The sequence below is a fragment of the Nocardia sp. NRRL WC-3656 genome (assembly GCF_000720265.1).
GTDB lineage: Bacteria > Actinomycetota > Actinomycetes > Mycobacteriales > Mycobacteriaceae > Nocardia > Nocardia nova.
Window position 1 is genome coordinate 69,760 of the sequence record NZ_JOJF01000016.1, and the last position, 22,566, is coordinate 92,325.

Below are 22,566 nucleotides of genomic sequence, written 5' to 3' on the forward strand. Positions count from 1 at the left end.
CTATTCACACACGGCGTTCAGCCCAGCACCTGGTCCAGGGTCAGGACCAGCGTTTCCTCGTACCGCACGAATCCGCCGGATCCGTTCTCGCGCTGGGCGATCCGGGCGGTCGGCGCGGCGGAGTCGTGAGCGTCCAGCCACAGGAATCCGCGATCGGCGAGGTCGACCGTGCGCGGCAGCGCCGCCGCGATGGCGGCCGCCTCGGCGAGGCCGTCGAGTTCGAGCCGGGCCGCGGCCGCCCGCAATCCGGGCCATGCGGCGGCGAATCCGGGATGCAGCGGCCGGGCGTCGACCTCCTCCTCGGGAACCCACGCCAGCTCCGCACTTTCGCGATTTGCCGTGGTAGCCAAGGTTTCCGACACATCGGCCACCACGGTGGTGTAGGTCCAGCCGGAGTCCGCGGTACTCGTCACCCGGCTGCCGCGCACCCGCACCGCATCCGGATCGATTCCGGCTTCTTCCTGCGCCTCGCGCACCGCAGCGTGCACGCTGGTCTCATGACTGTCGCGCGCACCACCGGGCAGCGCCCACGTTCCGCCCTGATGGCTCCACGGCGCCCGATGTTGCAGCAGCACCAGCGCGCCGCCGCCCAGCCGGGGTGCCCGCAGCAGCAGTCCGGCGGCCCCGAACAGGCCCCACTGCCGCGTCCCATCGGGGCTTTCCAAGAAGCCGTCTCCGTCACCGCGCATGCTCCGCCTCGTCCCGATCCGCGCCGGCGTCCTGCTCGCCGGCCTCCGGGTACCGCCGTCGTGACCGACACATATCGGGCGGTACCGGTACGACCACAATAAGCTCAGTCCGCACAATGCAACCCGCTGAACGAACGGAGGTGGGCATGGCTCGAATCGGGCATTCGCAGCTCGACGAGCTGTCCCCGCGGGCCGCGGCTGCCGCCGTGCGCAGCCGGCTCGACGCGACCGATGTCCGGGCGTTCGCGCGCTCGTCCCCCGCCCGGCTGATCGCGCTGGGCCTGCTGCTGCTCGGGCTGTGCCTGGTCGCGGGCGCCGTCACCTCGGGCGAGGTGGGCAACCGCCAGCACGCCCTGGACTATCTGCTCGACGAGGCCGAACCCGACGCCAATTCCGCCCAGCATCTCTACACCTCGCTGTCGGTGGCCGACGCGGCCGCCGGCACCGCCTTCATCTCGGGCGGGCTGGAGCCGAAACCGGTGCGCGATCGCTACGACCAGGCGGTCGGTGAGGCCGCGGCCGAACTGGTGGCCCAGTCCGACAACGCCGGGACGCCCGGCTCGGCCACGCCCGATGCCGATTCCCGCCTGCGCACCGGTGTGGCCACCGAACTGCCGGTCTACACCGGGCTGATCGAGACCGCACGCGCCAACAATCGCGAAGGCCATCCCGTCGGCGCCGCCTATCTGAGTGAGGCGTCGAATCTCATGCAGACCACCATGCTCCCGACCGCACAGGAGTTGCAGGAGCACCGGTCCGCCGCGATCGCGGCGACCCAGCGCCGGCACGTGCGGCCGCCGTGGGCGGCGATCGTACTGCCGATCCTGACCCTCGCCGCACTGGTGGCGGCGCAGTTCTATCTGGCCCGGCGCTGGCATCGGGTGCTCAATCCGGGGCTGCTGGTGGCCTCGGGCATTCTGCTGATCCTGCTGGCCTGGACGGTGATCGCCGGATCGTTCTCGGCGGTGGCGACCAGCTCGGGACGCGACGACGGCGCGGTCCCGGGCGCACAGCTGACCGAGAGCCGCATTCTCGCCCAGCAGGCGCGCGCGGCGGAGACGCTGAAACTGGTGCGCCGCGACGCCAGCGGCGACTACGACCACACCTACGACACGGCCACCGCGCGGCTCGACGATCTGCTCACCCACTATCCCGGCGACGCACCGGGGGCCGACGATGTACGCAATGCGCATGCGGCACTGGGCCGTTGGCGCTCGGCACATCAGCGGATGAACGACGCGCTGGGCCGCGGCGATTTCCCGGCGGCCACCGTGGTGGCGATCGGCGCGGATCCGGCGCAGGCCAGCGCCGCCGTCGACACCCTCGACACCGCGCTCGCCGCCGGCATGGGGGAAACGCGAAATACGTTGCGCGGGGAGATATCCGATGCCGCGCGTGCGCTGGATTTCCTGGCCCCGGGCGCACTCACCCTGGCCGCCCTGGCGGCAATGTTCGTGGTGGCCGGGTTGTGGCCGCGTTTGAGGGAGTACCGATGAGGGCGAGGCGGGTCGCGGCAGCGGCATTGGCGGCAACGGCTCTGCTGGCCGGGGGCTGCGGCGGTGCGCCGGCCACCCCGCGCACCGGCGGCAGCGGCAATTACACCGAACCGCCACTGCCCGCCAATGCCGTTGTGACACAACCGCAGTCGGCCCCCGCTTCCGATCTCGAACCACAATGCGGCAATCCCACCGCCAGCCTGCGTCCCGGCGCTGACCACGGACCGGCCCTCGACGCCGTCCGCGCGCGCGGGCGCCTGCTGGTCGGCCTGGACCCGGGCAGCAATCTGTTCAGCTTCCGCGATCCGATCAGCGGCACCCTGGCCGGATTCGACGTCGACGTCGCCGCCGAGATCGCGCGCGATCTGTTCGGCGATCCGCGCCGCATCGAATATCGGATCCTCGGCTCGGCGGATCGCGAACGGGCACTGCAGGATCACAGCGTCGACGTCGTGGTGAAGACCATGACCATCACCTGCGATCGACGTCAGCGCGTGGACTTCTCCACCGCGTATCTGATGTCGCATCAGCGCGTGCTGGCCGTGAAGGGCTCCGGCATCGGCTCGATGGCGGATCTGGCCGGGAAGCGCGTATGCGCGGTGGGCGGCACCACCTCCCTCGACCGGATTCGGCACATCCAGCCGACGGCCGCGATCATGACGGTCCCGACCTGGGCGGACTGCCTGGTGGTGTTGCAGCAGCGCCAGGTCGACGCGGTCAGCACCGACGACGCGCTGCTCGCCGGGCTGGCGGCGCAGGATCCCTACGCGGAGGTGGTCGGTCCCGCCCTCAGCGACGAACCCTACGGCGTCGGCGTGCCGAAGGGGAACGACGATATGGTCCGATTCGTGAATGCCACCCTGCAGCGGTTGCGCACCGACGGCACCTGGGATCGGCTCTATCAGCATTGGCTGGCGCCCGCGCTGGGTCCCGCGGCCGGACCGCCGGAACCGACCTATCGGGACTGATCGATGTCCGAACACCACGCATTCTCCGAATCCGATCCCCCGCCGACGTCGCTCACGTCCACCCCGGATACCGGCGACAATCCGACGACACCGCAGCCCCGCCGTGCGCCGGAACCGCCGCCGACCCAGCGAACTCCCGCGACACGGCACCACCCCGAGACCCCGCACATTCCCGAGACCCAGCGCACCCTGGGAACTCAGCACCCCCCAGGGCCGCGGAACACCCCCGGCACGCGACGCACCCCAGGGCCCCAACACACCCCAGGCACTCAGCACACCCCCGGCACGCAGCGCGCCGACACATACACGGCCGCAATGCCTTTCACCGGCCCCGACACCGCTGCCGCCGCGACCGGCACCGGAGGTCCCGACACCTCGTCGTATGCGAGCGAGCCGAGTCGCCCCACCGGGCGCAGCGGGCGCACGGTCCGCTCCCGCCCGACCGTGCGCCGCCTGGGCGCCGGCCTGGTGCCGATTCCCACTGTGCCGCAAATGGATCCGATGGTGGCCGTCCTCGCCGATCCGGTGGTGGCCGAGGGGCGGCGCTACTGTTGGCGCTGCGGCCGGCCGGTCGGGCGCACGACGCCTGCCCACGCCGCCACTGCCGTCGGAATCTGCGACAACTGCGGCGCCCCTTACGATTTCCGCCCTTATCTGCGTGCCGACGATCGCGTCGCCGGACAGTACGAGATCCAGGGCTGTATCGCGCACGGCGGACTCGGCTGGATCTATCTCGCGATCGATCGCAATGTCAGCGACCGCTGGGTCGTGTTGAAGGGCCTGCTGCACGGCGGCGATGCCGAGGCCCAGGCGGTCGCCGTCGCCGAACGGCAATATCTGGCCGAACTGGCCCATCCGAGCATCGTCAAGATTCACAACTTCGTCGAACATCCGGGGCCCGGCGGCTCGCCGATCGGCTACATCGTCATGGAGTACGTGGGCGGACGTTCGCTGCGCGATCTGCTCGACACACATCCGCGGCCGGAGCGGATGCCGGTGCCGGAGGCGATCGCCTACATCCTGGAGATCCTGCCCGCGCTGGAATATCTGCACGCACTGGAGCTGGCCTACAACGACCTCAAGCCCGACAACATCATGGTCACCGAGGACCAGGTGAAACTGATCGACCTGGGTGCGACGGCTCCCTTCGACTCCTACGGAAACCTATACGGCACCAAGGGTTTCCAGGCGCCCGAGATCGCCACCACTGGCCCCACCGCGGCCACCGACATCTACACGGTCGGCCGGACCCTGGCGGTGCTGACCGTGAACATCCCGATGGTCGCCGGCCGCTACACCGACGGCCTCCCGCATCCGGATATCGAACCGGTCCTGGCTCGCTACGAATTCCTGCATCGGCTGTTGCTGACCGCGACCGATCCCGATCCGGACCGCCGTTTCCCCTCGGCCCGGGTGATGACCACACAGCTCGCGGGTGTGCTGCGCGAAATCCTGGCCACCGACACCGGAACCGAACATCCGCAGCTCTCGACGCTGTTCAGTCCACCGCGTACCAGTTTCGGCACCGACGAGCTGATCGGGCAGACCGACGTCTACGCCGACGGCGTGGTCCGCGACAAGAGTCTCGCCGCCCGCGATATCGCCGCCGCCCTGCCGGTGCCGCTGATCGATCCGGCCGATCCCTCGGCCGCGCTGCTGGCCGGGACCGTGCATTCCGAACCGGAACATGCCCTCGACGCGGTGCGGGCCGCGCGGCGCCGAGCCGAGACCGCGCCGGGTGGTGCGCCGGACAGTTTCGCCACCGAGGCCACCCTGGCCGAGGTGCGCGTCCACCTCGATCTCGACCAGCCGGCCGCGGCCCGTGAACTGCTCGGTGACCTGGGCGTACAGGATTGGCGCACCGACTGGTTCCAGGGCCTGATCGCGTTGCGCGAGCAGGATTACGAACGCGCCTACGACTGTTTCGACGCGGTGCTGTGCGCGCTGCCCGGTGAGATCGCACCCAAACTCGCCATCGCCGCGACCGCGGAACTGGTTCTGCAACAGTGGGATTCGCCGGACCCCGCGCAGTGGCGGCACTGCGCCGAGAAGTTCTACGCGACGGTGTGGCGGACCGACCGCGGCGTGGTCAGCGCGGCCTTCGGGCTCGCCCGGCAATTGGCCGCCGACGGCCGGGTCACCGCGGCGGTGGCGGCCCTGGACGAGGTTCCCTCCGCCTCCCGCCACTACACCGAGGCGCGGCTGACCGCGGTCCTGTTACTCCTCACCGCACACCCCACCGAGCCCGGCGACACGGCGTCCGAAGGCGGCGGCGATCGTCGGCAGGCGCACGTCGGCACCGATCGGCCGGCGGAGTCGACCCTGCACGTCGCCGCGGCGCGCTTGCAGGCGCTGCCCGCCGCGGAACGCCGGGTCGCGCAGCTGCGGGTCCTGGTGCTCGGGACCGCCCTGGCGTGGTTGCAGGCCGGAAACCGCCCTCAGGCGTCCGACCGCACCCTGCTCGGACAACCGTTCACCGAACGCGGGCTGCGGCGGGGGATCGAATCAGGCCTGCGCGCACTGGCCCGCACCGCGCCCGGCCGGACGCACCGGTACGCGCTGGTGGATCTGGCGAACGCGATTCGCGCCAAAAGCTGGTTCTGAGCCCCGTTCAGCCCACCAGCGCGGCGGCCGCGCGGGCGATGGCCAGTTCCTCGTCGGTCGGCACCACCAGCACGGCCACCTCCGCGTCCGGCGGCGAAATACGGCGCGCCGCACGGCCTTTCGCGGTGTTGCGCACCGGATCCACCGCGATGCCGAAGCGTTCCAGCCCGGCCAGCGCGTCGGTGCGCACCTGCGCGTTGTTCTCCCCGACTCCGGCGGTGAAGGTGATCGCGTCGACCCGGCCCAGATCCACCAGATAGGCGCCGATGTAATGGCGCAACCGATGCACGTAGACGTCATACGCCAAACGCGCCGCGGCATCGCCGGATTCGATCAGCCCGAACAACTGCCGGAAGTCGTTGACCCCGGACAACCCCTTGATGCCGGAGCGGCGGTTGAGCAGTTCGTCGATGCCGTCGATGTCCAGCCCCGCGGTCCGCGCCAGATGCAGCGGAATACCCGGATCGATATCGCCGGACCGGGTGCCCATCACCAGTCCCTCCAGCGGCGTCAGTCCCATGCTGGTGTCCACGGCCCGGCCGCCGCGAATCGCCGAGGCCGAGGCGCCGTTGCCCAGATGCAGGACGATCTGGTTGTGCCCGGCCGGGTCGCCGCCGAGCAGTTCGGACACCCGCCCGGACACGTACTCGTGCGAGGTGCCGTGAAACCCGTAGCGCCGGACGCCGTGCGCGGCGGCGAGACCGGCGTCGATGGCATAGGTCTTCGCGGCGTCGGGCAGTCCGTGGAAGAAGGCGGTGTCGAAAACCGCGACCTGCGGGAGATCGGGCAGCAGGGCACGCGCGGAACGGATACCGGTGACGTTGGCCGGATTGTGCAGTGGCGCCAGGGTGGAGAGTTTGTCGATGGATTCCACCACGGCATCGGTGATCAGGGTCGGTTCGTAGAAAACTTCCCCACCGTGCACGACCCGATGTCCGACCGCCGAGAGCCCCTCACCGCTCAGATCGTGACCGCTGCGCGCGAACAGGTCGAACACCACCCGCAGCCCGGCGGCGTGATCGGAGATCTGGCCGGTGTGCTCGAAATTCTTTCCGTCACTGTGATGTTCGACGGTGACCTCGTCCTCGGAGACCGGCTCCCCGATGCGCGACACCAGCCCGGACGCCGCCACATGCGCCGAAACCGGTTCCAGCAGTTGATATTTGATCGACGACGACCCCGAATTGATCACCAATACCTGCATCAGCCCCGCGCCTCCTGTGTCCTGCGGGCCACCCGCACCCGGTCGGCACAGCGAGCCGCTGCGCGATGGTCGCTCACCGTGCCTCCTGCTGCTGCGCCTGAATCGCCGTAATAGCCACAGTGTTCACGATGTCGGCCACCAGGGCGCCGCGCGACAGGTCGTTGACCGGTTTGCGTAACCCCTGGAGCACCGGTCCGATCGCCACCGCGCCCGCGCTGCGCTGCACGGCCTTGTAGGTGTTGTTACCGGTATTGAGGTCCGGGAAGATGAACACCGTCGCGCGCCCGGCTACATCGGAATGCGGGAGTTTGGCGCTGGCGACCGTCGGTTCGATCGCGGCGTCGTACTGGATCGGCCCCTCCACCGGCAGCTGCGGCGCGCGCCGGTGCACGAGTTCGGTTGCGGCCCTGACCTTGTCGACATCGGCACCCGACCCGGACTCGCCCGTCGAATACGACAGCATCGCCACCCGGGGCTCGATCCCGAACTGCTGCGCGGTGCGGGCGGAGGATATCGCGATATCGGAGAGCTGTTCGGAGGTCGGATCCGGCACCACCGCGCAGTCGCCGTAGGCCAGGACCCGGTCCGCCAGGCACATCAGGAACACACTCGACACCGTCGAGACGCCGGGTTCGGTCTTGATGATCTCGAACGAGGGCCGAATCGTATGCGCGGTGGTGTGCGCGGCGCCGGAGACCATGCCGTCGGCGATGCCCCGGTGCACCATCATGGTGCCGAAATACGAGATGTCGGCCATGTATTCGCGGGCCCGGTCGACCGTCATTCCCTTGTGCGCGCGCAGCCGCGCGAACTCTTCGGCGAACTCCGCGCGCAACTCGCTGGTCCGCGGATCGAGTACCTGGGCGGCCTCGATATCGACGCCGAGTTCGGCCGCACGGGCACGCACGGTGGCCTCGTCACCGAGGATCGTCAGCTCCGCGATCTTGCGTTGCAGCACGCGGCCGGCCGCCCGCAGGATGCGATCGTCGTCGCCCTCCGGCAACACGATCCGGCGCGGATCGGCACGAGCCCGTTCCACCAGCTGATATTCGAACATCTGCGGCGTGACCACCGACGGCACCGGAACTTCGATGAGGTCCAACAGCTTCCGGCCGTCCACCCGCTGCTCCATCAGCGCCAGCGCGGTGTCGACCTTGCGCATACTGCTGAGCGAGACCCGCCCGCGGGTGTGGGCGGCGGCGCTGGCGGTGTCGAATGTGCCCAGCTGCGTGGTGAGGATGGGCAGTTTCGGCTTGAGGCCCTCCATCAGGCGCGCGATCGCCGGATCCGGCAACATGCCACCGTTCATGATGATGCCCGACAGCGACGGAAATCCCTCCGCCTCGTGCGCGTTCACCAGCGACAGCAGGACGTCGGAGCGGTCCCCCGGCACGATCACCGCGACGCCGTCGCTGAGCCGCTCGAGAATGTGCTCGGCGGTCATCCCGCCGACCATCACCTTCAGCGCCTCGCGCTGCAGCAGTTCCGGATCGCCCGAGTAGACGGTGCCGTCGATGGCCTCGCAGAGTTCGTTCATGGTCGGCGCGGTCAGCAGCGGCACCTCCGGCATCGTCCACGACGGACAGGGCAGCACCCCCATCGCCTTCCGCACGTCCTCGAGCCGCTCGGGATCGCAGCGGTTGACGATGATCGCCATGAGCTGCGCGTGCTCGTGTTCGAGTTCGGCCTCGCAGACCCGGGCGACCTGCACGACCTCCTCGGGGCTGCGTCCGGCCCCGCGCAGCACCAGCAGGACCGGCGCGCCGAGGTTGACCGCGATCCGGGCGTTGTAGCGCAGTTCACTGGGCCCGGCGACATCGGTGTAGTCGCTGCCGACCACCACCACGGCGTCGCAGACCTTGGCGACCTCGTGGAAGCGCATCACGATCTCACTGATCGCGGCGTCGGGATCGGCGTGCACCTGCTCGTAGGTCACCCCGACCGCCTGGTCGTAGTCGATATCGGCGGTGCAGTGGTCGAGCAGCAGCTCGAGAATGTAGTCGCGGCCGCGGTTGGACCGGGTGATCGGCCGGAAGACGCCCACCCGCGGCGTCGTCGCGGAGAGCATCTGCAACATGCCCAGCGCCACGGTGGATTTGCCGGTGTCACCTTCCAGTGACGCGATGTACACGATGGAGGGTGCGGGTTCGGCCATGGTCCCGAGCTTAGTGAGCGGATCCGCGCCCGCGGTCGTCCGCACGGGCGGTGCCGGTGAAATCACATTCGGGTGACTGTGGACTGGTTCTGCAAGCGGGCTCGATGAGTGTTGCGGACATACTCGTGCGCTTCTCGACCATTCAACGGCTCACGATCAGCCCATAGTCTCGTCTCATGCGACTCGGAACCTTCCTCCCCACGTCCACTCCCGATCCCCAGCAGCCGATCCTCGGCGATGTCGGCGCCGCGGCGCGGTTCGCCGAGGAGGCCGGGCTCGATTCGGTGTGGTCGACCGACCACCTCGTGGCCAGCGCGCCGATTCTGGAGAGTTCGGTCACGCTGGCGACCGCGGCGGCGGTGACCGAACGGATTCAGATCGGCTACGGCGTGCTGCTGCTCGCACTGCGCCCGGCCGCGTGGGCGGCCAAGCAGATCGGCGCGCTGCAGTACGTGTCCTCGGATCGGCTGCTGCTGGGTGTCGGCACCGGCAATCCCGCCCACGGCGATATCGGCTGGCGAGCGGCCGGGCTGTCGTTCGCCGATCGGGGCCGGCGCACCGACGAGAATCTGCGCGTACTGCCCGACCTGATCGCGGGCCGGCCCGCCGTCCTGCCGGACGGCACCGAGGTCACGCTCGCACCCGGTGCGAAGGTTCCGCCGATTCTGGTGGCCGGCGACGGTCCACGCGCCCGGCGCCGGGCGGCCGAATTCGCCGACGGCTGGCTCGCGATCGGCCTCGCGCCGCAGGAGGTAGCCACTGCCACAAAGGAATTGACCGAATTCGCCGCGGAGTTCGGCCGGAACACACCGGCCGTCTCCGTCGTCACGCCGCTGCCCGCGGAGCTCGGCGAAGCCCGGGAACTGTTCGACGCCTATGCCGAGGCGGGTGTGGAACACCTGCTCACCGCGCCGCGCGACGGCGACTGGCGCCGGGGCTACGAATTCGCGGCCGCGATCCGGCGGTAAACGCTCTCACCCGCCCTCGCGACTGCGGCCGGAGCCCTAGGATCACTGTCCATGACGGCACAGTTTCCGGATCGGCAGTGGGGTTCGCGGACCGGTCTGCTCGGACGCACCGCGAGCGCGTTCGCCGCGACGAAGTTCGGTTCGCGGGTGGTCCGCACCCTCACCCCACTGGACCGGAAGGTGTTGCAGCGCACCGGCGCTCGCTACACCGTGCTCGGACCGATCGGCGCGCCGATCGTCCTGCTCACCACCACCGGCCGCAGGTCCGGGCAGCCCCGCACCTCACCGCTGTTGTACGTCCACGACGGCGACACGCTGTACGTGATCGGCAGCAACTTCGGTCAGTCCCGCCATCCGGCGTGGACCGCCAACCTGCTGGCAGACCCCGAGGCGACCGTAACCCTTGCGGGACAGAGCATTCCGGTGCGCGCACAGCTGATCGAGGATCCGGAGCGTAAGCAGCGGATCTTCGACCGGTTCGTGGAGACGACCGAAGCCTATGCCGCCTACCGCAGCCGCACGACGCGCGATCTGCGCCTGTTCGCCCTGACACGGGCGTGAGGTTCACACGATCCGGCTGTGGGACAGATAGGCCCGCCCGGCGAAGGTCCGGATCGGGCTGCTGCCGAAGTCGAGTGACCACACCGGTTGCCGATTCGTTCCGGCCGCGACGACGGTGATGCCGCCCTGCCCGCCACGCGCGACGGTGACCACCCTTGTTCCATCGGTGGCCCAGGGGACCTGGTTGTCCGGCAGTACACCGCCCTCGGCCGTGTACGCGTCGAACCAGGCGTAGGCGAGCTTGTATCGGTTCTCGAGGTAGTCGGAGCCGGATTTCGTGGTGGTGTCCCAGCGAATCAGAATTTTGCTGCCGATTCCGGCGACGGACACACCGTGGCCGTAACTCGCTTCCTTCGGCAGTTGCCTGGACCAGAGCATGGACCCGGTCGCGGGATCGAAGGCGGCGAGCATGCCGCGGTTCGTCATCACCGGCAGCGCCGGGGCCGTGTCCGGTTCGGCGTAGCGCTTGTCGTTGCCGTTCGGCGCCGGATCGTCACCCTGGGTGGCATACGGCTGGCTCGCCACGACCCGCCAGCCGGGACCGGCACCGGCGCGCTTCGTTCCGTCGAGAGTGAAGAAGTCCGCACCGATCGCGAATCCGCCGGAGTACGCCAGCCAATCCGGAGCCCACACCGTATTCGGCTGAACGTGGTCCGGAGCCACCTGATACACGACCTTCCCGGTTTCGATATTGCGCAATTCGAAACCGGCCTTCGAGAACGGATCACCGGACACGGGATTCTTCTGCAGCGACAGCACACCGGAACCGTGGACCAGGCCCGGCTGAATGTCGTCGGCCTGCCAGAGCACCTTGCCGGTGACGTCCGCGGAAATGACCGAACCCGTCCCGGCCCCTTCGCGCTCGGGTTCGAACGTGGCGAATGTTTCGCCTGCGGAGACGATTTCGGTGGCGGCCGGCAGGCGGCCGGAGATCACGCCCGCCTGCGTATCGATGAGCAGCGTCGCGTACGAATCCGAATTCACGTCCCGGGTTCCGGCGGCGCTGTCCCCGGCCTCCGTACGGCAGCCGGCGTAGCGGCCCGAGGCCGTGAACACGCACTCGGCGTAGGAGATGTAACCCACACCGACGCTGTGCAACAGCGCACCCGACTCCACATCGATGATGTCGAGTTTCTCGGTGCCGTTGTAGAGCACCACCTTGTCCGTGCCGCCGATCGGGAGCTCCGATCCGTCGGCCGACCACCGCTTCCCGGTGGGTTCGGCACTCAGATCCGGGCTCTGCGGAGTGACCGAGATCCGGGCCAGCGCCCGGGCGGCATCGGTCGGACCGACCTCATCGGAGCCGGCCGACCGCACCACGAAAACCGTCACGATTGCGATCACGATCAGGACCGCGACACCTGCGCCCCACCAGATTCCACTCGACGGCGCACCGGTTCGCGGTAGCACCGTCGGTGATTCGGTCTGTGCTTCCGACCGGCCCCGCGACGGTACGGGCTGTCCCGCGAGCACGGTCGCGATCGCCGCTTGCGGATCGCCCTGCGGCGGGCCGGCAGTGGCGGCCCGCAAGGCCGCACCCAGCGCCGCCGCGAACTCCGACGACGAGGCGAACCGTGCCTCCGGTCGCTTCGCCATCGCCCGCGCGAGGACCGCGTCCACGTCCGGATGCAGGTGCGGACGCGCCGTCCGCACGCTCGGTGGCGTGGCCGTGGCATGCCGCGTGACGACCACGACGGGATCAGCGTCCGCGAACGGCGCGCCGCCCGTGAGCACGTGAAAGACGGTGCAGGCCAACGAATACTGATCGCAGCGTCCGTCCAGCGGTTGCGCGCTCAGTTGCTCCGGCGACGCATAGTTCAGGGTGCCGAGCATGACCCCGGTTCCGGTCAGATCGGAGGCAACCGCGGCCTGCCGGGCGATGCCGAAATCGGTGAGCAGCACGTCACCGTCCCGGCTCAGCAGGATGTTCGCCGGTTTCACGTCCCGGTGCACCAAACCCTGCGCATTCGCGCGATCCAGCGCTCCCGCAACGGTTTCCGCGATCCGGATCACCTCATCGATGCCGAACGGCCCGGTGGCGGCCAGTCGCTGGGCGAGATCGACGCCGTCGACCAATTCCATCGCGATCCACAGCCGGCCCTCGTACTCGCCGCGGTCGTACACCTTCACGATCGCCGGATGCGACAGACTCGCCGCCAGATCGGCCTCCCGCTCGAACCGCGCCCGGTACTCCGGGTCGGCCGCGTACTGGGCCGGTAGTACCTTCACCGCGTCCGATCGCGGTAACCGCGGGTGCCGGGCGACGTAGACCTCACCCATTCCACCGGCGCCGAGCACCCGTTCGATCCGGTAGCCCGCGAACAACTCCCCCGAATACAGCATTACTCCTCCTCGCCGTGAGCACCCTACCGAGTCCGACCGGCCTGCGAGGGACGGACGGACTGGGCGGAACGGGCACACAGCGGGCGGCTCCGCACCGTACCGGCCCGGAACGTACGGATGTCACGCTCGGGCGGCCGAGCGTGACATCCGAGGGAGCGGACGCGCGGGAAGGCTCAGAGTGCGCGCAAGCGCGGCGCCAGGTCGCGTGCGAACAGGTCCAGGAAACGGCGCTGATCGTGGCCGGGAGCGTGGAAGACCAGGTGGTTCAGCCCCGCATCGACATACGGCTTGACCTGCTCGACCGCCTCATCCGGATCGCTGGCCACGATCCAGCGCTTGGCGATCTGCTCGATCGGCAACGCATCCGCGGCCGCCTCCATCTCGATCGGATCGGTGATCGAATGCTTCTGCTCGGCCGTCAACGACAACGGCGCCCAGAACCGCGTATTCTCCAACGCCAGTTCCGGATCGGTGTCATACGAAATCTTGATCTCGATCATCCGATCGATATCGCCGAGCGTACGACCCACCTTCTCCGCACCCTCGGTCACCGCCGGCATCAACTTCTCCGTGTACAGGTCCATCCCCTTACCCGAGGTGCAGATGAAACCGTCACCGGCCCGGCCCGCATACCGCGCCACCACCGGCCCGCCCGCGGCGATATACACCGGGATCCCCGCCGGCGGCACATCATAGATCGACGCGCCGACCGTGTTGTAGTACTGACCCTCGAAATCGACCCGATCACCACTCCACAACGCGCGCATCAGATCCACCGACTCGCGCAGCCGAGCGAAACGCTCCTTGAACTCCGGCCACTCCCCCTGGTAACCGGTCGCGATCTCGTTGAGCGCCTCACCGGTCCCCACACCCAGCATGATCCGCTCCGGATACAGCACCCCGAGGGTCGCGAACGCCTGCGCGATCACCGCCGGGTTGTAGCGGAACGTCGGCGTCAGCACCGACGTACCCAGCTGAATACGAGAAGTCCGCTCACCGACCGCGGTCATCCACGCCAGCGAAAACGGAGCATGCCCACCCTGGTGCCGCCACGGCTGAAAATGATCACTGACGGTCGCACTGTCGAGGCCGTGTTCTTCGACCAGAACGCCGAGCTCGACGAGCTCGCGTGGTCCGAATTGTTCCGCCGACGCCTTGTATCCCAGTTTGAGATCACTCACTGCGCCACTCCTGTTCGCCGTCACGTGCGTGCTTGGGCCGGCTCCCGGGCGGGAGACGACCGCGTCGACCGAGTGCAGCGCCGGACGGGTGGCCCGAATTCCTGTCCCGACTGTCCACAGCGCGGCAAGCTGCGGTCGCATTCGACCATAACCACAGCGAATTCCGCGGCCGCCGCGCGTACGACCTACCGGAACATCACATCGCGACCGCCGATAGCCCACAATTGGCTCGTGACTGCCGACAGCGAACCGATTCTGTCCTACCTGACCGATATGGACGGCGTGCTGGTGCACGAGGATCACCTCATTCCCGGCGCCGATGCGTTCCTGACGGAGCTGACCGAGCGTGAGATTCCGTACCTGGTCCTGACCAACAATTCCATCCGCACCCCGCGCGATCTGCAGGCCCGCCTGCGCCGGATCGGGCTGGACATCCCGGCGTCCTCGATCTGGACCTCGGCGACCGCGACGGCCACCTTCCTGAACGAGCAGCGTCCCGGCGGGACGGCGTATGTGGTGGGCGAATCGGGATTGACGACCGCCCTGCACGAGATCGGCTACGTGCTGACCGACAGCGATCCTGATTACGTCGTCCTCGGTGAGACGCGAACCTATTCGTTCGAGGCGATCACCACTGCCATCCGGCTGGTCGAGCGCGGCGCCCGGTTCATCGCCACCAATCCCGACCCCACCGGGCCCTCCCGCGAGGGCGTGCTGCCCGCGACCGGTTCCGTGGCCGCGCTGATCACCCGGGCCACCGGCCGCGACCCGTACTACGTGGGGAAACCGAATCCGCTGATGATGCGCTCGGCGCTGCGGCAGATCGGCGCGCATTCGCAGTCGGCGGTGATGATCGGCGACCGGATGGACACCGATGTGATCGCCGGACTCGAGGCGGGCATGCGCACGGTCCTGGTGACCTCGGGGATCTCCACCCGGGCGTCGATGGAACAGTTCCCGTACCGGCCGACACTGGTGATCGATTCGGTGGCCGATCTCGTGGGCCGCACCGAGAATCCGTTCGCGGCCTGAGCGGGAAAGTCCGGCCGGCGCACCGGAGGTCCCGCCGGCACGGTACTTCCCGGCGCAGGATCCCATCAGTCCGGACTTCCGCCGCGCTCCCCGGATTCCAGCGCCTCCAGCGCGGCCGACAGATCACCCAGCGCATCCACCACTTCGGCGAACCGTTGCGAACCCAATTGTCGCGCAAGCTGTTTCGCCATGACAGCATGCTTCGGGGTGATCCGGCGGACGGCAGCGTAGCCCGCATCGGTGATCGCCACCAGCTTCGCGCGGCGATGCGACGGATTCGGCCGGTATTCGGCCAATCCCTTGCCCACCAGTAGATCCGCGATGCGCTGGACGCTCTGGCGGGTGATACCCATCTCCCGCGCGATCCCCGATACCGGCAGCGGTTCGTGCAGCACCGCACCCAGCACCTGCCACCAGGCCGCGGTGATCTCCGCCGGTTTCGCCAATTCCTCTGCGATCGTGAGGAATTGGCCGTTCAGTTTGAAGGTCGTGATCGCCGCCGCGGAGAACAGTTCGGCGTCACCGCGGCTCATGCCGGCTCGACCGCCGCGGCCTGCAGGGCGAAGAACCCGCTCGGATCCCGGTCCGCGTAGAGCCGATACCACGCATCCAGGACGGCCGGCTCGAACAGATCCAGCCGCGCGAAGATGTGGCGTGCGAAGTCGATCGGTGCGATCCCGCTCGCGGTGATCAGATCACCGTCGGTCACCGCCGGCTCGTCCACATAGTGGTGCGCTCCCGAATATCCGGTCGAGGCGAGATTGTCCGCCGCATTGCCGGTGTGCGGACGAGCATCGAGCAGGCCCTGTTTCGCCAGGCCGTAGGTCGCACCGCAGATCGCCGCGACCGGTACGCCGGCCTTCAGGAAGTCCTCTGCAGCCTGAGCGAACGGCGCGAGTTGCCCGTCCTCCCAGATGTCGGCGCCGGGCAGGATCAGCATCGCGCTGTCGGCCGGGGAGAGCTGGTCCAGAGTGAGATCGGGAACCACGCGCAATCCGCCCATCGAGGTGACCGGCGCGGAGGTGGCGCCGACCGTGCGAATCTGCCGGCTTCCCGGCTCGCGCTGCATCAACGGGCGATTGATGCCGGCCGTCACGTAGCTCGGCTCCCAATCCGCGAACGTGTCGTACACCGCCACATGAACCGTCTGAGTCATGACAGCATGCTGTCATGATTGACAGCATGCTGTCAACGCCCGGCGGTCAGCTCAGCGCCTGCTCCAGATCACCGAGCAGATCCTCCACATCCTCGAGACCGATCGAAATGCGCAGCACCCCGTCGGTGAGTCCCACCGCCGCACGACCTTCCGGACCCATCGCACGATGCGTGGTGGTCGCCGGATGCGTGATCAGGGTCTTGGCGTCGCCGAGGTTGTTGGAGATGTCGACGATGCGCAGCCGGTTCAGCACCTCGAAGGCCCGCTTCTTACCCTCGTCGGGGCCCGCGGCGAGTTCGAAGGTCACCACGGTGCCGCCGCCGGACATCTGCGCGGTCGCCAGTTCGTGCTGCGGATGCGAGGCGAGGAACGGATACTTCGTCCAGGCCACGCCCGGATGCTGTTCCAGGAACTCGGCGACGGCCAGCGCGGACTGCGTCGACTGACGCACCCGCAGCGGCATCGTCTCCAGTCCCTTCAGCAGGGTCCAGGCGTTGAACGGGCTCAGCGCCGGGCCGGTGTGGCGCATCAGATTCTTGACCGGCCCGTTGATGTAGTCGCTCGTGCCGAGGATCGCACCGCCGAGGACGCGCCCCTGTCCGTCGATGTGCTTGGTGCCCGAGTAGACCACCACATCGGCGCCGAGGTCGAGACTGCGCTGCAGCAGCGGCGTCGCGAACACGTTGTCCAGCACGACCTTCGCGCCGGCGGCATGGGCCAGTTCGCTCACCCGCCGCACGTCGACGAGGGTCTGCATCGGATTCGAGGGAGTTTCGAAGAACACCGCGGCCGTCGGCTGCGAGAGCGCCTGCTCCCACTGGTCGAGATCCTCACCGTCGACGAAGACGGTCTCCACGCCCCACCGCGGCAGGATCTCGTTGCACACCACGAAACAGGAACCGAACAGGCTGCGCGCTGCCACCAGCCGGTCGCCCTGCCCGAGCAGCGCGGCCAGCGCGGTGAACACCGCGGACATGCCGCTGGCGGTGGCGAAGCACGCCTCGGCACCCTCGAGCAGCCGCATCCGCTCCTCGAACATCGCGACCGTCGGATTGCCGTAGCGCGAATAGACGAAATGCTCGATATCGCCGGTGAAGGCCGCCTCGGCCGCCTCGGCGCTCTCGTAGACGAATCCGGACGACAGATACAGCGCCTCGGAGGTCTCCTCGAACCCGGAGCGGCGCAGCCCGCCGCGCACGCCCAGGGTCGCCGGTCCCACACCCTCGGGCAGCGGCCGATCGAATGCACCGCCGGTGATCATGACTGCCTCCACGAAAAGAATTGCCGCACAACAGATCCGCTCACGACTGCCGCCACGGCAGGCCGAGTGCGCGCCAACCGGCGCCGCCGCGATGCCCCTCGGCATCCAGCGGACCCTCGAAACCCTCGAGCACGTTGTAGGAGGGCGCGAAACCGGCCGCCGTCGCCGCCGTGGCCGCACCGATCGAACGCTGCCCGGACCGGCACAGGAAGATCACCGGGGCATCGCTTTCGCCCGCGCGATCGGCCAGCACCTGCTTCAACTGCTCCACGAATACGGGGTTGGGTGCGCCGGTGCCGTCGACCCATTCGATGAGGGCGGTCGGCCGCTCGATCGAGGTGGTGTCGGGCACTCCGACGAACCGCCATTCGGCCTCGGTGCGCACATCCACCAGCACCGCATCCGGATTGTCGCGCAACAACTCCCACGCCTGCCCGGGCGTGATGTCACCGGCGTAGCTCACTTGTCGAACCTCCTACGGAATCCGCACTTGCCGCGTCCGGTCGGACCGCGGCCAGGTCGTCACCCGGAGCACCCCACCGCGGAGGAGGGTTGCCGACCAGCGAGCCGGGGCTTACCGCTGGTACTCATGACCTGAACCGAGAATGCCTGGTCACAGGCCCGATTGTCAAACATGGACAGCGGCGGCTCAGGGGTTGACGCACACCAGCCAGGTGCCGTTCTCGCGACTGAAATTCCAGTTCGCCGCGGTCTGGCGGCCGTCGATCCGGCTGGTCACCGACGCCGTCGCGCGATCGCCGTCGATGTGCACCGCGTCGACTCCGGCGATCTCCACCTTCTTGCCCGCCGAGTCGGCACCCAGCGGCGACTTCTTCTGGTCGAACCCGGTGCATTCGGTGGTCTTGCGCCGGTCGGCGTCGGAATCGCTTCTCGCCGTGGCGAAGTTGCGCGCCGCGATGGCGACCCGATCCGGATCTGTGAGATTGTTCTCAGCCGGGCGGGTGATTCCGAGGATGACGACGGCGAGCACCGCCAGGACGGCGATGGCCGCGGCGATCAGGAACGGCTTCGCCGACCGCGTCGTGTCGCGCTGATCGATCGAGGTAGCCGGATCATTCATGCCTGCATCATCCCCGGCGGGTCGAAGTGTCGAAGATCACGCCCGCATTTTCGCGCGGATACCGGGAATAGCGGCGGTGTGTGCCACCGATAGAATCACCAGAACTCCGGCCACATCCGGTGCACGGATCGGGAGAGCTCCGCGCGGCAACGAGGCAGCATCGGCGGAGCAGTCGGGCAGGCGCCCGGCCCGCACGTCAACTTAGCCTAAGCTAAGAAGGACGGCTGACAAGACGAGAGTTTTCGACCAAAGGGTGCGCGTAGAAATGACCGAACACGCTGGAACGAATAGCGGCGCGGGCGACCGCCCCCTGCGCATCGCGATCGTCGGTGCCGGACCGGCCGGAATCTACGCCGCCGACGCGCTGATGAAGTCCGACGTGGAGGCGAGTATCGACCTCTACGAGCGCATGCCGGCCCCGTTCGGTCTGATCCGCTACGGCGTCGCACCCGACCACCCGCGCATCAAGGGCATCATCACCGCCCTGCACAAGGTGCTCGACAAGCCGCAGGTCCGCCTGCTCGGCAATATCGACTACGGCAGCGACATCGACCTCGAGGACCTGCGCCGCTTCTACGACGCGGTGATCTTCTCCACCGGCGCCAACGCCGACCGCGCCCTGGGCGTCCCGGGTATCGAACTGGACGGCAGCTACGGCGCCGCCGACTTCGTGTCCTGGTACGACGGCCACCCGGACGTGCCGCGCACCTGGCCGCTCGACGCGGAGAAGGTCGCCGTCCTGGGTGTGGGCAACGTGGCGCTCGACGTGGCCCGCGTGCTCGCCAAGACCGGTGACGAACTGCTGCCGACCGAGATTCCGCCGAACGTCTACGAGGGCCTGCGCAACAACAAGGCCGTCGAGGTGCACGTGTTCGGCCGCCGCGGTCCCGCCCAGGCCAAGTTCACCCCGCTGGAACTGCGCGAACTCGATCACTCGCCGAATATCGAGGTGATCGTCGATCCCGAGGACATCGACTACGACGAGGGCTCGGAGGCCGCGCGCCGCCACTCCAAGCAGGTCGACATGGTCTGCAACACCCTCGAGCAGTGGGCCATTCGCGACGTCGGCGACCGCCCGCACAAGCTGTTCCTGCACTTCTTCGAATCCCCGGCCGAACTGATCGGCGAGGACGGCAAGGTGGTCGGCCTGCGCACCGAGCGCACCACCCTCGACGGCACCGGCAACGTCAAGGGCACCGGAACCTACAAGGACTGGGACGTCCAGGCGGTGTACCGCGCCGTCGGCTACCTGTCGCAGAACATCCCGCAGCTGCCCTTCGACGACCAGGCCGGCACCGTGCCGAACGAGGCCGGGCGCGTGCTCGTCGACGAGGGCTCCGACGGCGCCGCCCGCTACCTGCCGCAGACCTACGTCACCGGCTGGATCAAGCGCGGCCCGGTCGGCCTGATCGGCCACACCAAGGGCGACGCCAACGAGACCATCGCCTGCCTGCTCGACGACGCCGCCTCCTTCACCCCGGCCGCCGAACCCGATCCCGAGGCCGTGACGAAGTTCCTCGAGGACAAGGGCATTCCGTTCACCACCTGGGCCGGCTGGTACCGCCTCGACGCCCACGAGCGCTCGCTCGGCGAGCCCGAGGGCCGCGAGCGGGTCAAGGTCGTCGAACGCGAGGACATGCTGCGCGCGAGCGAGCCGCACAAGGTCTGAACACCACGCCGGATCCGCATTCGTCACCGACCTGAGGCATGCTGATCACGTGTTCGATTCACACGTTCACATCATCGACCCGCGGTATCCGCTGGTTGAGAATCAGGGCTACCTGCCGGAGCCGTACACCATCGCCGACTATCGAAAGCGCATGGCGCACTTCGATGTCGACGGTGGTGCGGTGGTGAGTGCGTCCTTCCAGGGCACCGACTCGACGTTCATGATCGCCGCGCTGGCCGAACTCGGGCCGAACTGGGTCGGCGTGATCAATCTGCCTTCGGACGTCACCGACGAGCAGATCATCGAACTGGACCGGGCCGGGGTACGGGCCATCCGGTTCAATCTCAAGCGCGCCGCGGTCGACATCGTCACGCTGACCATGCAGGCCGTGCGCGCCTACGAACTCGCCGGCTGGCATGTCGAGCTCTACATCGACGGATCCATGCTGGGCTCGCTGGAACCGGTCATCTCCAAACTGCCGGCGCTGAGCATCGACCATATGGGCATGTCCGACGAATGCCTGCCCTATCTGCTGAATCTGGTCGATCGCGGGGCCCGGGTGAAAGCCTCCGGGTTCGGGCGGGTGTCGATGGATGTGGAATCGGCGATGCGGCGGGTGCACGCGGTCAATCCCGGTGCGCTGATGTTCGGCTCCGATCTGCCGGGTAATCGGGCCGGACGGCCGTTCCGCGATGCCGATATCGAGATCATCGGCCGGGCCGTCGGCGCGGACATGTACCGGGTGCTCGAGGACAACGCCCGCGCCTGCTACCGGCTGCCGGTGAAGGTGCGCTCGGCCGAGGATCCCGTGCCGACGCTGCCGATTCCGCGCACCGAACCGCCGACGCTGCGGCTGCGCCGCTCGGAACTGCCCCAGCCGCCGGGACGGAACCAGCCACCGGACCGGACGCGACCGCTGCGGATCGTCGAATAGCCGCGCACACCGCACCCGGATGCCGTGCGTCACATCCACCGCTTATTGTCGTAGTGTCAACACCGGCGCGCGCCGCCGGTCGCAGGATCGACGACGAACCGAGGTAGGGCGTGAGCACTTCATCCACCACCACCGGGCAGGGCCCACTCGCGGGCATCAAGGTTCTCGAGCTGGCCGGAATCGGCCCCGGCCCGCACGCGGCACTGCTGCTGGCCGATCTGGGCGCCGATGTGGTGCGCGTGCAGCGTCCCGGCCAGCTGCCGGGATTCATGGAACGACCGCAGTGGCGGGGACGCACCATCGTCGAGGCCGATCTCAAGGATTCCGCCGATATCGAGAAGGTGCTCGGCCTGATCGACAAGGCCGATGTGCTGCTGGAGGGTTTCCGGCCCGGTGTCACCGAGCGGATGGGACTGGGCCCGGACGTCACCCTCGAGCGCAACCCGCGCCTGATCTACGGCCGGATGACCGGATGGGGACAGTACGGCCCGCTCGCCGACCGTGCCGGCCACGACATCAACTACATCTCGCTGACCGGTGTGCTCAACGCCATCGGCCGCAAGGGTGAGCGCCCGGTCCCGCCGCTGAACATGGTCGGCGACTTCGGCGGCGGTTCGATGTTCCTGGTGATGGGCGTGCTCTCCGCGCTGGTGGAGCGGTCGATCTCCGGTAAGGGCCAGGTGATCGACGCCGCGATGATCGACGGTGCACTCTCGCTCTCGCACATGATCTGGGGTATGCGCGGCATGGGCCTGTGGTCGGACGAGCGGGGCACCAACCTGCTCGACACCGGTATGGCCTTCTACGACACCTACGAGACCTCCGACGGCAAGTACATGGCCGTCGGCTGCATCGAACCGCAGTTCTACGCCGAATTCCTGAAGGGTCTCGAGATCGACCCCGAGGGCCTGCCGATGCAACTCGACCCCAACGGCCAGGATCAGCTGCGCAAGCTGTTCACCGAGAAGTTCAAGACCAAGACCCGCGACGAATGGGCCGCGATCTTCGACGGCACCGACGCCTGCTGCACCCCGGTTCTCACCTTCACCGAGGCCACCGAGAACGGCCATATCGCCGCCCGCGAATCCCTGGTCGAGATCGACGGCGTGGTCCAGCACGCCCCGGCCCCGCGTTTCTCCCGCACCCAGGGCGGCACCCCCACCCCGCCTCCCTCGGCCGCCACGGCCATCGACGAGATCTGGGCGAACTGACCCGGGGCCCCGGTGGCGAGCGCCGCCACCGGGGCGTTCCCGGCAGGCCGGCA

Annotated in this window: 19 protein-coding genes and 1 riboswitch; of the genes, 9 read left to right on the forward strand and 10 right to left on the reverse strand. The window is 68.5% G+C overall.

The genetic code is table 11. The annotated features are described in order from the left end of the window. Positions 1-17: 17 nt before the first annotated feature. Positions 18-689: an NUDIX hydrolase gene (locus tag IG65_RS0120830; RefSeq protein WP_081879629.1), complete on the reverse strand. Its 672-nt coding sequence runs from the start codon at positions 687-689 to the stop codon at positions 18-20. 146 nt (positions 690-835) lie between these two features. Between IG65_RS0120830 and IG65_RS0120835 the strand changes: the two genes are divergently transcribed. From IG65_RS0120835 to IG65_RS0120845, 3 genes are all read left to right on the forward strand, one after another. Beyond that, positions 836-2,185, forward strand: a complete 1,350-nt coding sequence (locus IG65_RS0120835; protein WP_030516620.1) for a hypothetical protein — start codon at positions 836-838, stop codon at positions 2,183-2,185. Next, the gene (locus IG65_RS0120840; protein WP_030516621.1) at positions 2,182-3,153 is read left to right on the forward strand and encodes a glutamate ABC transporter substrate-binding protein; all 972 of its coding nucleotides are present in this window, start codon (positions 2,182-2,184) and stop codon (positions 3,151-3,153) included. The genes IG65_RS0120835 and IG65_RS0120840 overlap by 4 nt, the downstream gene beginning before the upstream one ends. A 315-nt stretch (positions 3,154-3,468) precedes the next feature. Beyond that, a complete protein-coding gene (locus IG65_RS0120845; RefSeq protein WP_369801572.1) occupies positions 3,469-5,757 on the forward strand; it encodes a tetratricopeptide repeat protein in 2,289 nt (762 codons plus the stop codon). Positions 5,758-5,764: 7 nt separating this feature from the next. On the opposite strand, the gene IG65_RS0120850 is transcribed toward IG65_RS0120845, so the two are convergent. Together IG65_RS0120850 and pta are read right to left on the reverse strand one after the other, a co-directional pair. Then, positions 5,765-6,961 carry an acetate kinase gene (locus tag IG65_RS0120850; RefSeq protein ID WP_030516623.1) on the reverse strand — a complete coding sequence of 399 codons (1,197 nt, stop codon included), beginning with the start codon at positions 6,959-6,961 and terminating at the stop codon, positions 5,765-5,767. 73 nt (positions 6,962-7,034) lie between these two features. After that, positions 7,035-9,116 carry a phosphate acetyltransferase gene (gene pta / locus IG65_RS0120855; RefSeq protein WP_030516624.1) on the reverse strand — a complete coding sequence of 694 codons (2,082 nt, stop codon included), beginning with the start codon at positions 9,114-9,116 and terminating at the stop codon, positions 7,035-7,037. A gap of 176 nt (positions 9,117-9,292) precedes the next feature. On the opposite strand from pta, the gene IG65_RS0120860 reads away from it, so the two are divergent. Continuing rightward, on the forward strand, positions 9,293-10,084 hold the full coding sequence (locus tag IG65_RS0120860) for an LLM class flavin-dependent oxidoreductase (protein ID WP_030516625.1): 792 nt from the start codon (positions 9,293-9,295) through the stop codon (positions 10,082-10,084). Between the two features lie 51 nt (positions 10,085-10,135). Then, positions 10,136-10,645 (forward strand): nitroreductase/quinone reductase family protein, encoded by a 510-nt coding sequence (locus IG65_RS0120865; RefSeq protein WP_030516626.1) that lies wholly within the window; start codon positions 10,136-10,138, stop codon positions 10,643-10,645. A gap of 3 nt (positions 10,646-10,648) precedes the next feature. On the opposite strand, the gene IG65_RS36010 is transcribed toward IG65_RS0120865, so the two are convergent. Both IG65_RS36010 and fgd read right to left on the reverse strand, forming a co-directional pair. Continuing rightward, complete coding sequence (locus IG65_RS36010) at positions 10,649-12,988, reverse strand: serine/threonine-protein kinase (protein WP_051756565.1); 2,340 nt, start codon at positions 12,986-12,988, stop codon at positions 10,649-10,651. Positions 12,989-13,161: 173 nt separating this feature from the next. Further along, positions 13,162-14,169 (reverse strand): glucose-6-phosphate dehydrogenase (coenzyme-F420), encoded by a 1,008-nt coding sequence (gene fgd, locus IG65_RS0120875; RefSeq protein WP_030516628.1) that lies wholly within the window; start codon positions 14,167-14,169, stop codon positions 13,162-13,164. Positions 14,170-14,442: 273 nt separating this feature from the next. Between fgd and IG65_RS0120880 the strand changes: the two genes are divergently transcribed. After that, positions 14,443-15,201 carry an HAD-IIA family hydrolase gene (locus IG65_RS0120880; RefSeq protein ID WP_051756585.1) on the forward strand — a complete coding sequence of 253 codons (759 nt, stop codon included), beginning with the start codon at positions 14,443-14,445 and terminating at the stop codon, positions 15,199-15,201. Positions 15,202-15,266: 65 nt separating this feature from the next. On the opposite strand, the gene IG65_RS0120885 is transcribed toward IG65_RS0120880, so the two are convergent. The 5 genes from IG65_RS0120885 to IG65_RS0120905 form a co-directional block, all read right to left on the reverse strand. Then, positions 15,267-15,734 carry a MarR family winged helix-turn-helix transcriptional regulator gene (locus IG65_RS0120885; RefSeq protein WP_030516630.1) on the reverse strand — a complete coding sequence of 156 codons (468 nt, stop codon included), beginning with the start codon at positions 15,732-15,734 and terminating at the stop codon, positions 15,267-15,269. Continuing rightward, the gene (locus tag IG65_RS0120890) at positions 15,731-16,357 is read right to left on the reverse strand and encodes a type 1 glutamine amidotransferase family protein (RefSeq protein WP_030516631.1); all 627 of its coding nucleotides are present in this window, start codon (positions 16,355-16,357) and stop codon (positions 15,731-15,733) included. The genes IG65_RS0120885 and IG65_RS0120890 overlap by 4 nt, the downstream gene beginning before the upstream one ends. A 46-nt stretch (positions 16,358-16,403) precedes the next feature. Continuing rightward, positions 16,404-17,618, reverse strand: a complete 1,215-nt coding sequence (locus IG65_RS0120895) for an O-succinylhomoserine sulfhydrylase (RefSeq protein WP_030516632.1) — start codon at positions 17,616-17,618, stop codon at positions 16,404-16,406. Positions 17,619-17,658: 40 nt separating this feature from the next. Beyond that, entirely contained in the window at positions 17,659-18,081 is a 423-nt protein-coding gene (locus IG65_RS0120900) for a rhodanese-like domain-containing protein (RefSeq protein ID WP_030516633.1), read from the reverse strand. 18 nt (positions 18,082-18,099) lie between these two features. Then, positions 18,100-18,213: riboswitch (SAM riboswitch) on the reverse strand. 54 nt (positions 18,214-18,267) lie between these two features. Then, complete coding sequence (locus IG65_RS0120905; protein ID WP_030516634.1) at positions 18,268-18,699, reverse strand: hypothetical protein; 432 nt, start codon at positions 18,697-18,699, stop codon at positions 18,268-18,270. A gap of 265 nt (positions 18,700-18,964) precedes the next feature. On the opposite strand from IG65_RS0120905, the gene IG65_RS0120910 reads away from it, so the two are divergent. The 3 genes from IG65_RS0120910 (at position 18,965) to IG65_RS0120920 (ending at position 22,513) form a co-directional block, all read left to right on the forward strand. Next, positions 18,965-20,368, forward strand: coding sequence for an FAD-dependent oxidoreductase (locus IG65_RS0120910; RefSeq protein ID WP_051756566.1), 1,404 nt, complete (start codon positions 18,965-18,967; stop codon positions 20,366-20,368). A gap of 49 nt (positions 20,369-20,417) precedes the next feature. Further along, positions 20,418-21,302: an amidohydrolase gene (locus tag IG65_RS0120915; protein WP_030516636.1), complete on the forward strand. Its 885-nt coding sequence runs from the start codon at positions 20,418-20,420 to the stop codon at positions 21,300-21,302. Between the two features lie 110 nt (positions 21,303-21,412). After that, positions 21,413-22,513, forward strand: coding sequence for a CaiB/BaiF CoA-transferase family protein (locus IG65_RS0120920; RefSeq protein WP_030516637.1), 1,101 nt, complete (start codon positions 21,413-21,415; stop codon positions 22,511-22,513). Positions 22,514-22,566: the final 53 nt, after the last annotated feature.

Coding starts and splice junctions, on each gene's coding strand:
- IG65_RS0120880 (WP_051756585.1), top strand. CDS start 14,443: ATGGACGGCGTGCTGGTGCACGAGGATCACCTCATTCCCGGCGCCGAT.
- IG65_RS0120860 (WP_030516625.1), top strand. CDS start 9,293: ATGCGACTCGGAACCTTCCTCCCCACGTCCACTCCCGATCCCCAGCAG.
- IG65_RS0120830 (WP_081879629.1), bottom strand. CDS start 689: ATGCGCGGTGACGGAGACGGCTTCTTGGAAAGCCCCGATGGGACGCGG.
- IG65_RS0120840 (WP_030516621.1), top strand. CDS start 2,182: ATGAGGGCGAGGCGGGTCGCGGCAGCGGCATTGGCGGCAACGGCTCTG.
- IG65_RS0120890 (WP_030516631.1), bottom strand. CDS start 16,357: ATGACTCAGACGGTTCATGTGGCGGTGTACGACACGTTCGCGGATTGG.
- IG65_RS0120885 (WP_030516630.1), bottom strand. CDS start 15,734: ATGAGCCGCGGTGACGCCGAACTGTTCTCCGCGGCGGCGATCACGACC.
- IG65_RS0120845 (WP_369801572.1), top strand. CDS start 3,469: ATGCCTTTCACCGGCCCCGACACCGCTGCCGCCGCGACCGGCACCGGA.
- pta (WP_030516624.1), bottom strand. CDS start 9,116: ATGGCCGAACCCGCACCCTCCATCGTGTACATCGCGTCACTGGAAGGT.
- IG65_RS0120910 (WP_051756566.1), top strand. CDS start 18,965: ATGACCGAACACGCTGGAACGAATAGCGGCGCGGGCGACCGCCCCCTG.
- IG65_RS0120905 (WP_030516634.1), bottom strand. CDS start 18,699: ATGAATGATCCGGCTACCTCGATCGATCAGCGCGACACGACGCGGTCG.
- IG65_RS0120835 (WP_030516620.1), top strand. CDS start 836: ATGGCTCGAATCGGGCATTCGCAGCTCGACGAGCTGTCCCCGCGGGCC.
- IG65_RS0120895 (WP_030516632.1), bottom strand. CDS start 17,618: ATGATCACCGGCGGTGCATTCGATCGGCCGCTGCCCGAGGGTGTGGGA.
- IG65_RS0120865 (WP_030516626.1), top strand. CDS start 10,136: ATGACGGCACAGTTTCCGGATCGGCAGTGGGGTTCGCGGACCGGTCTG.
- IG65_RS36010 (WP_051756565.1), bottom strand. CDS start 12,988: ATGCTGTATTCGGGGGAGTTGTTCGCGGGCTACCGGATCGAACGGGTG.
- IG65_RS0120850 (WP_030516623.1), bottom strand. CDS start 6,961: ATGCAGGTATTGGTGATCAATTCGGGGTCGTCGTCGATCAAATATCAA.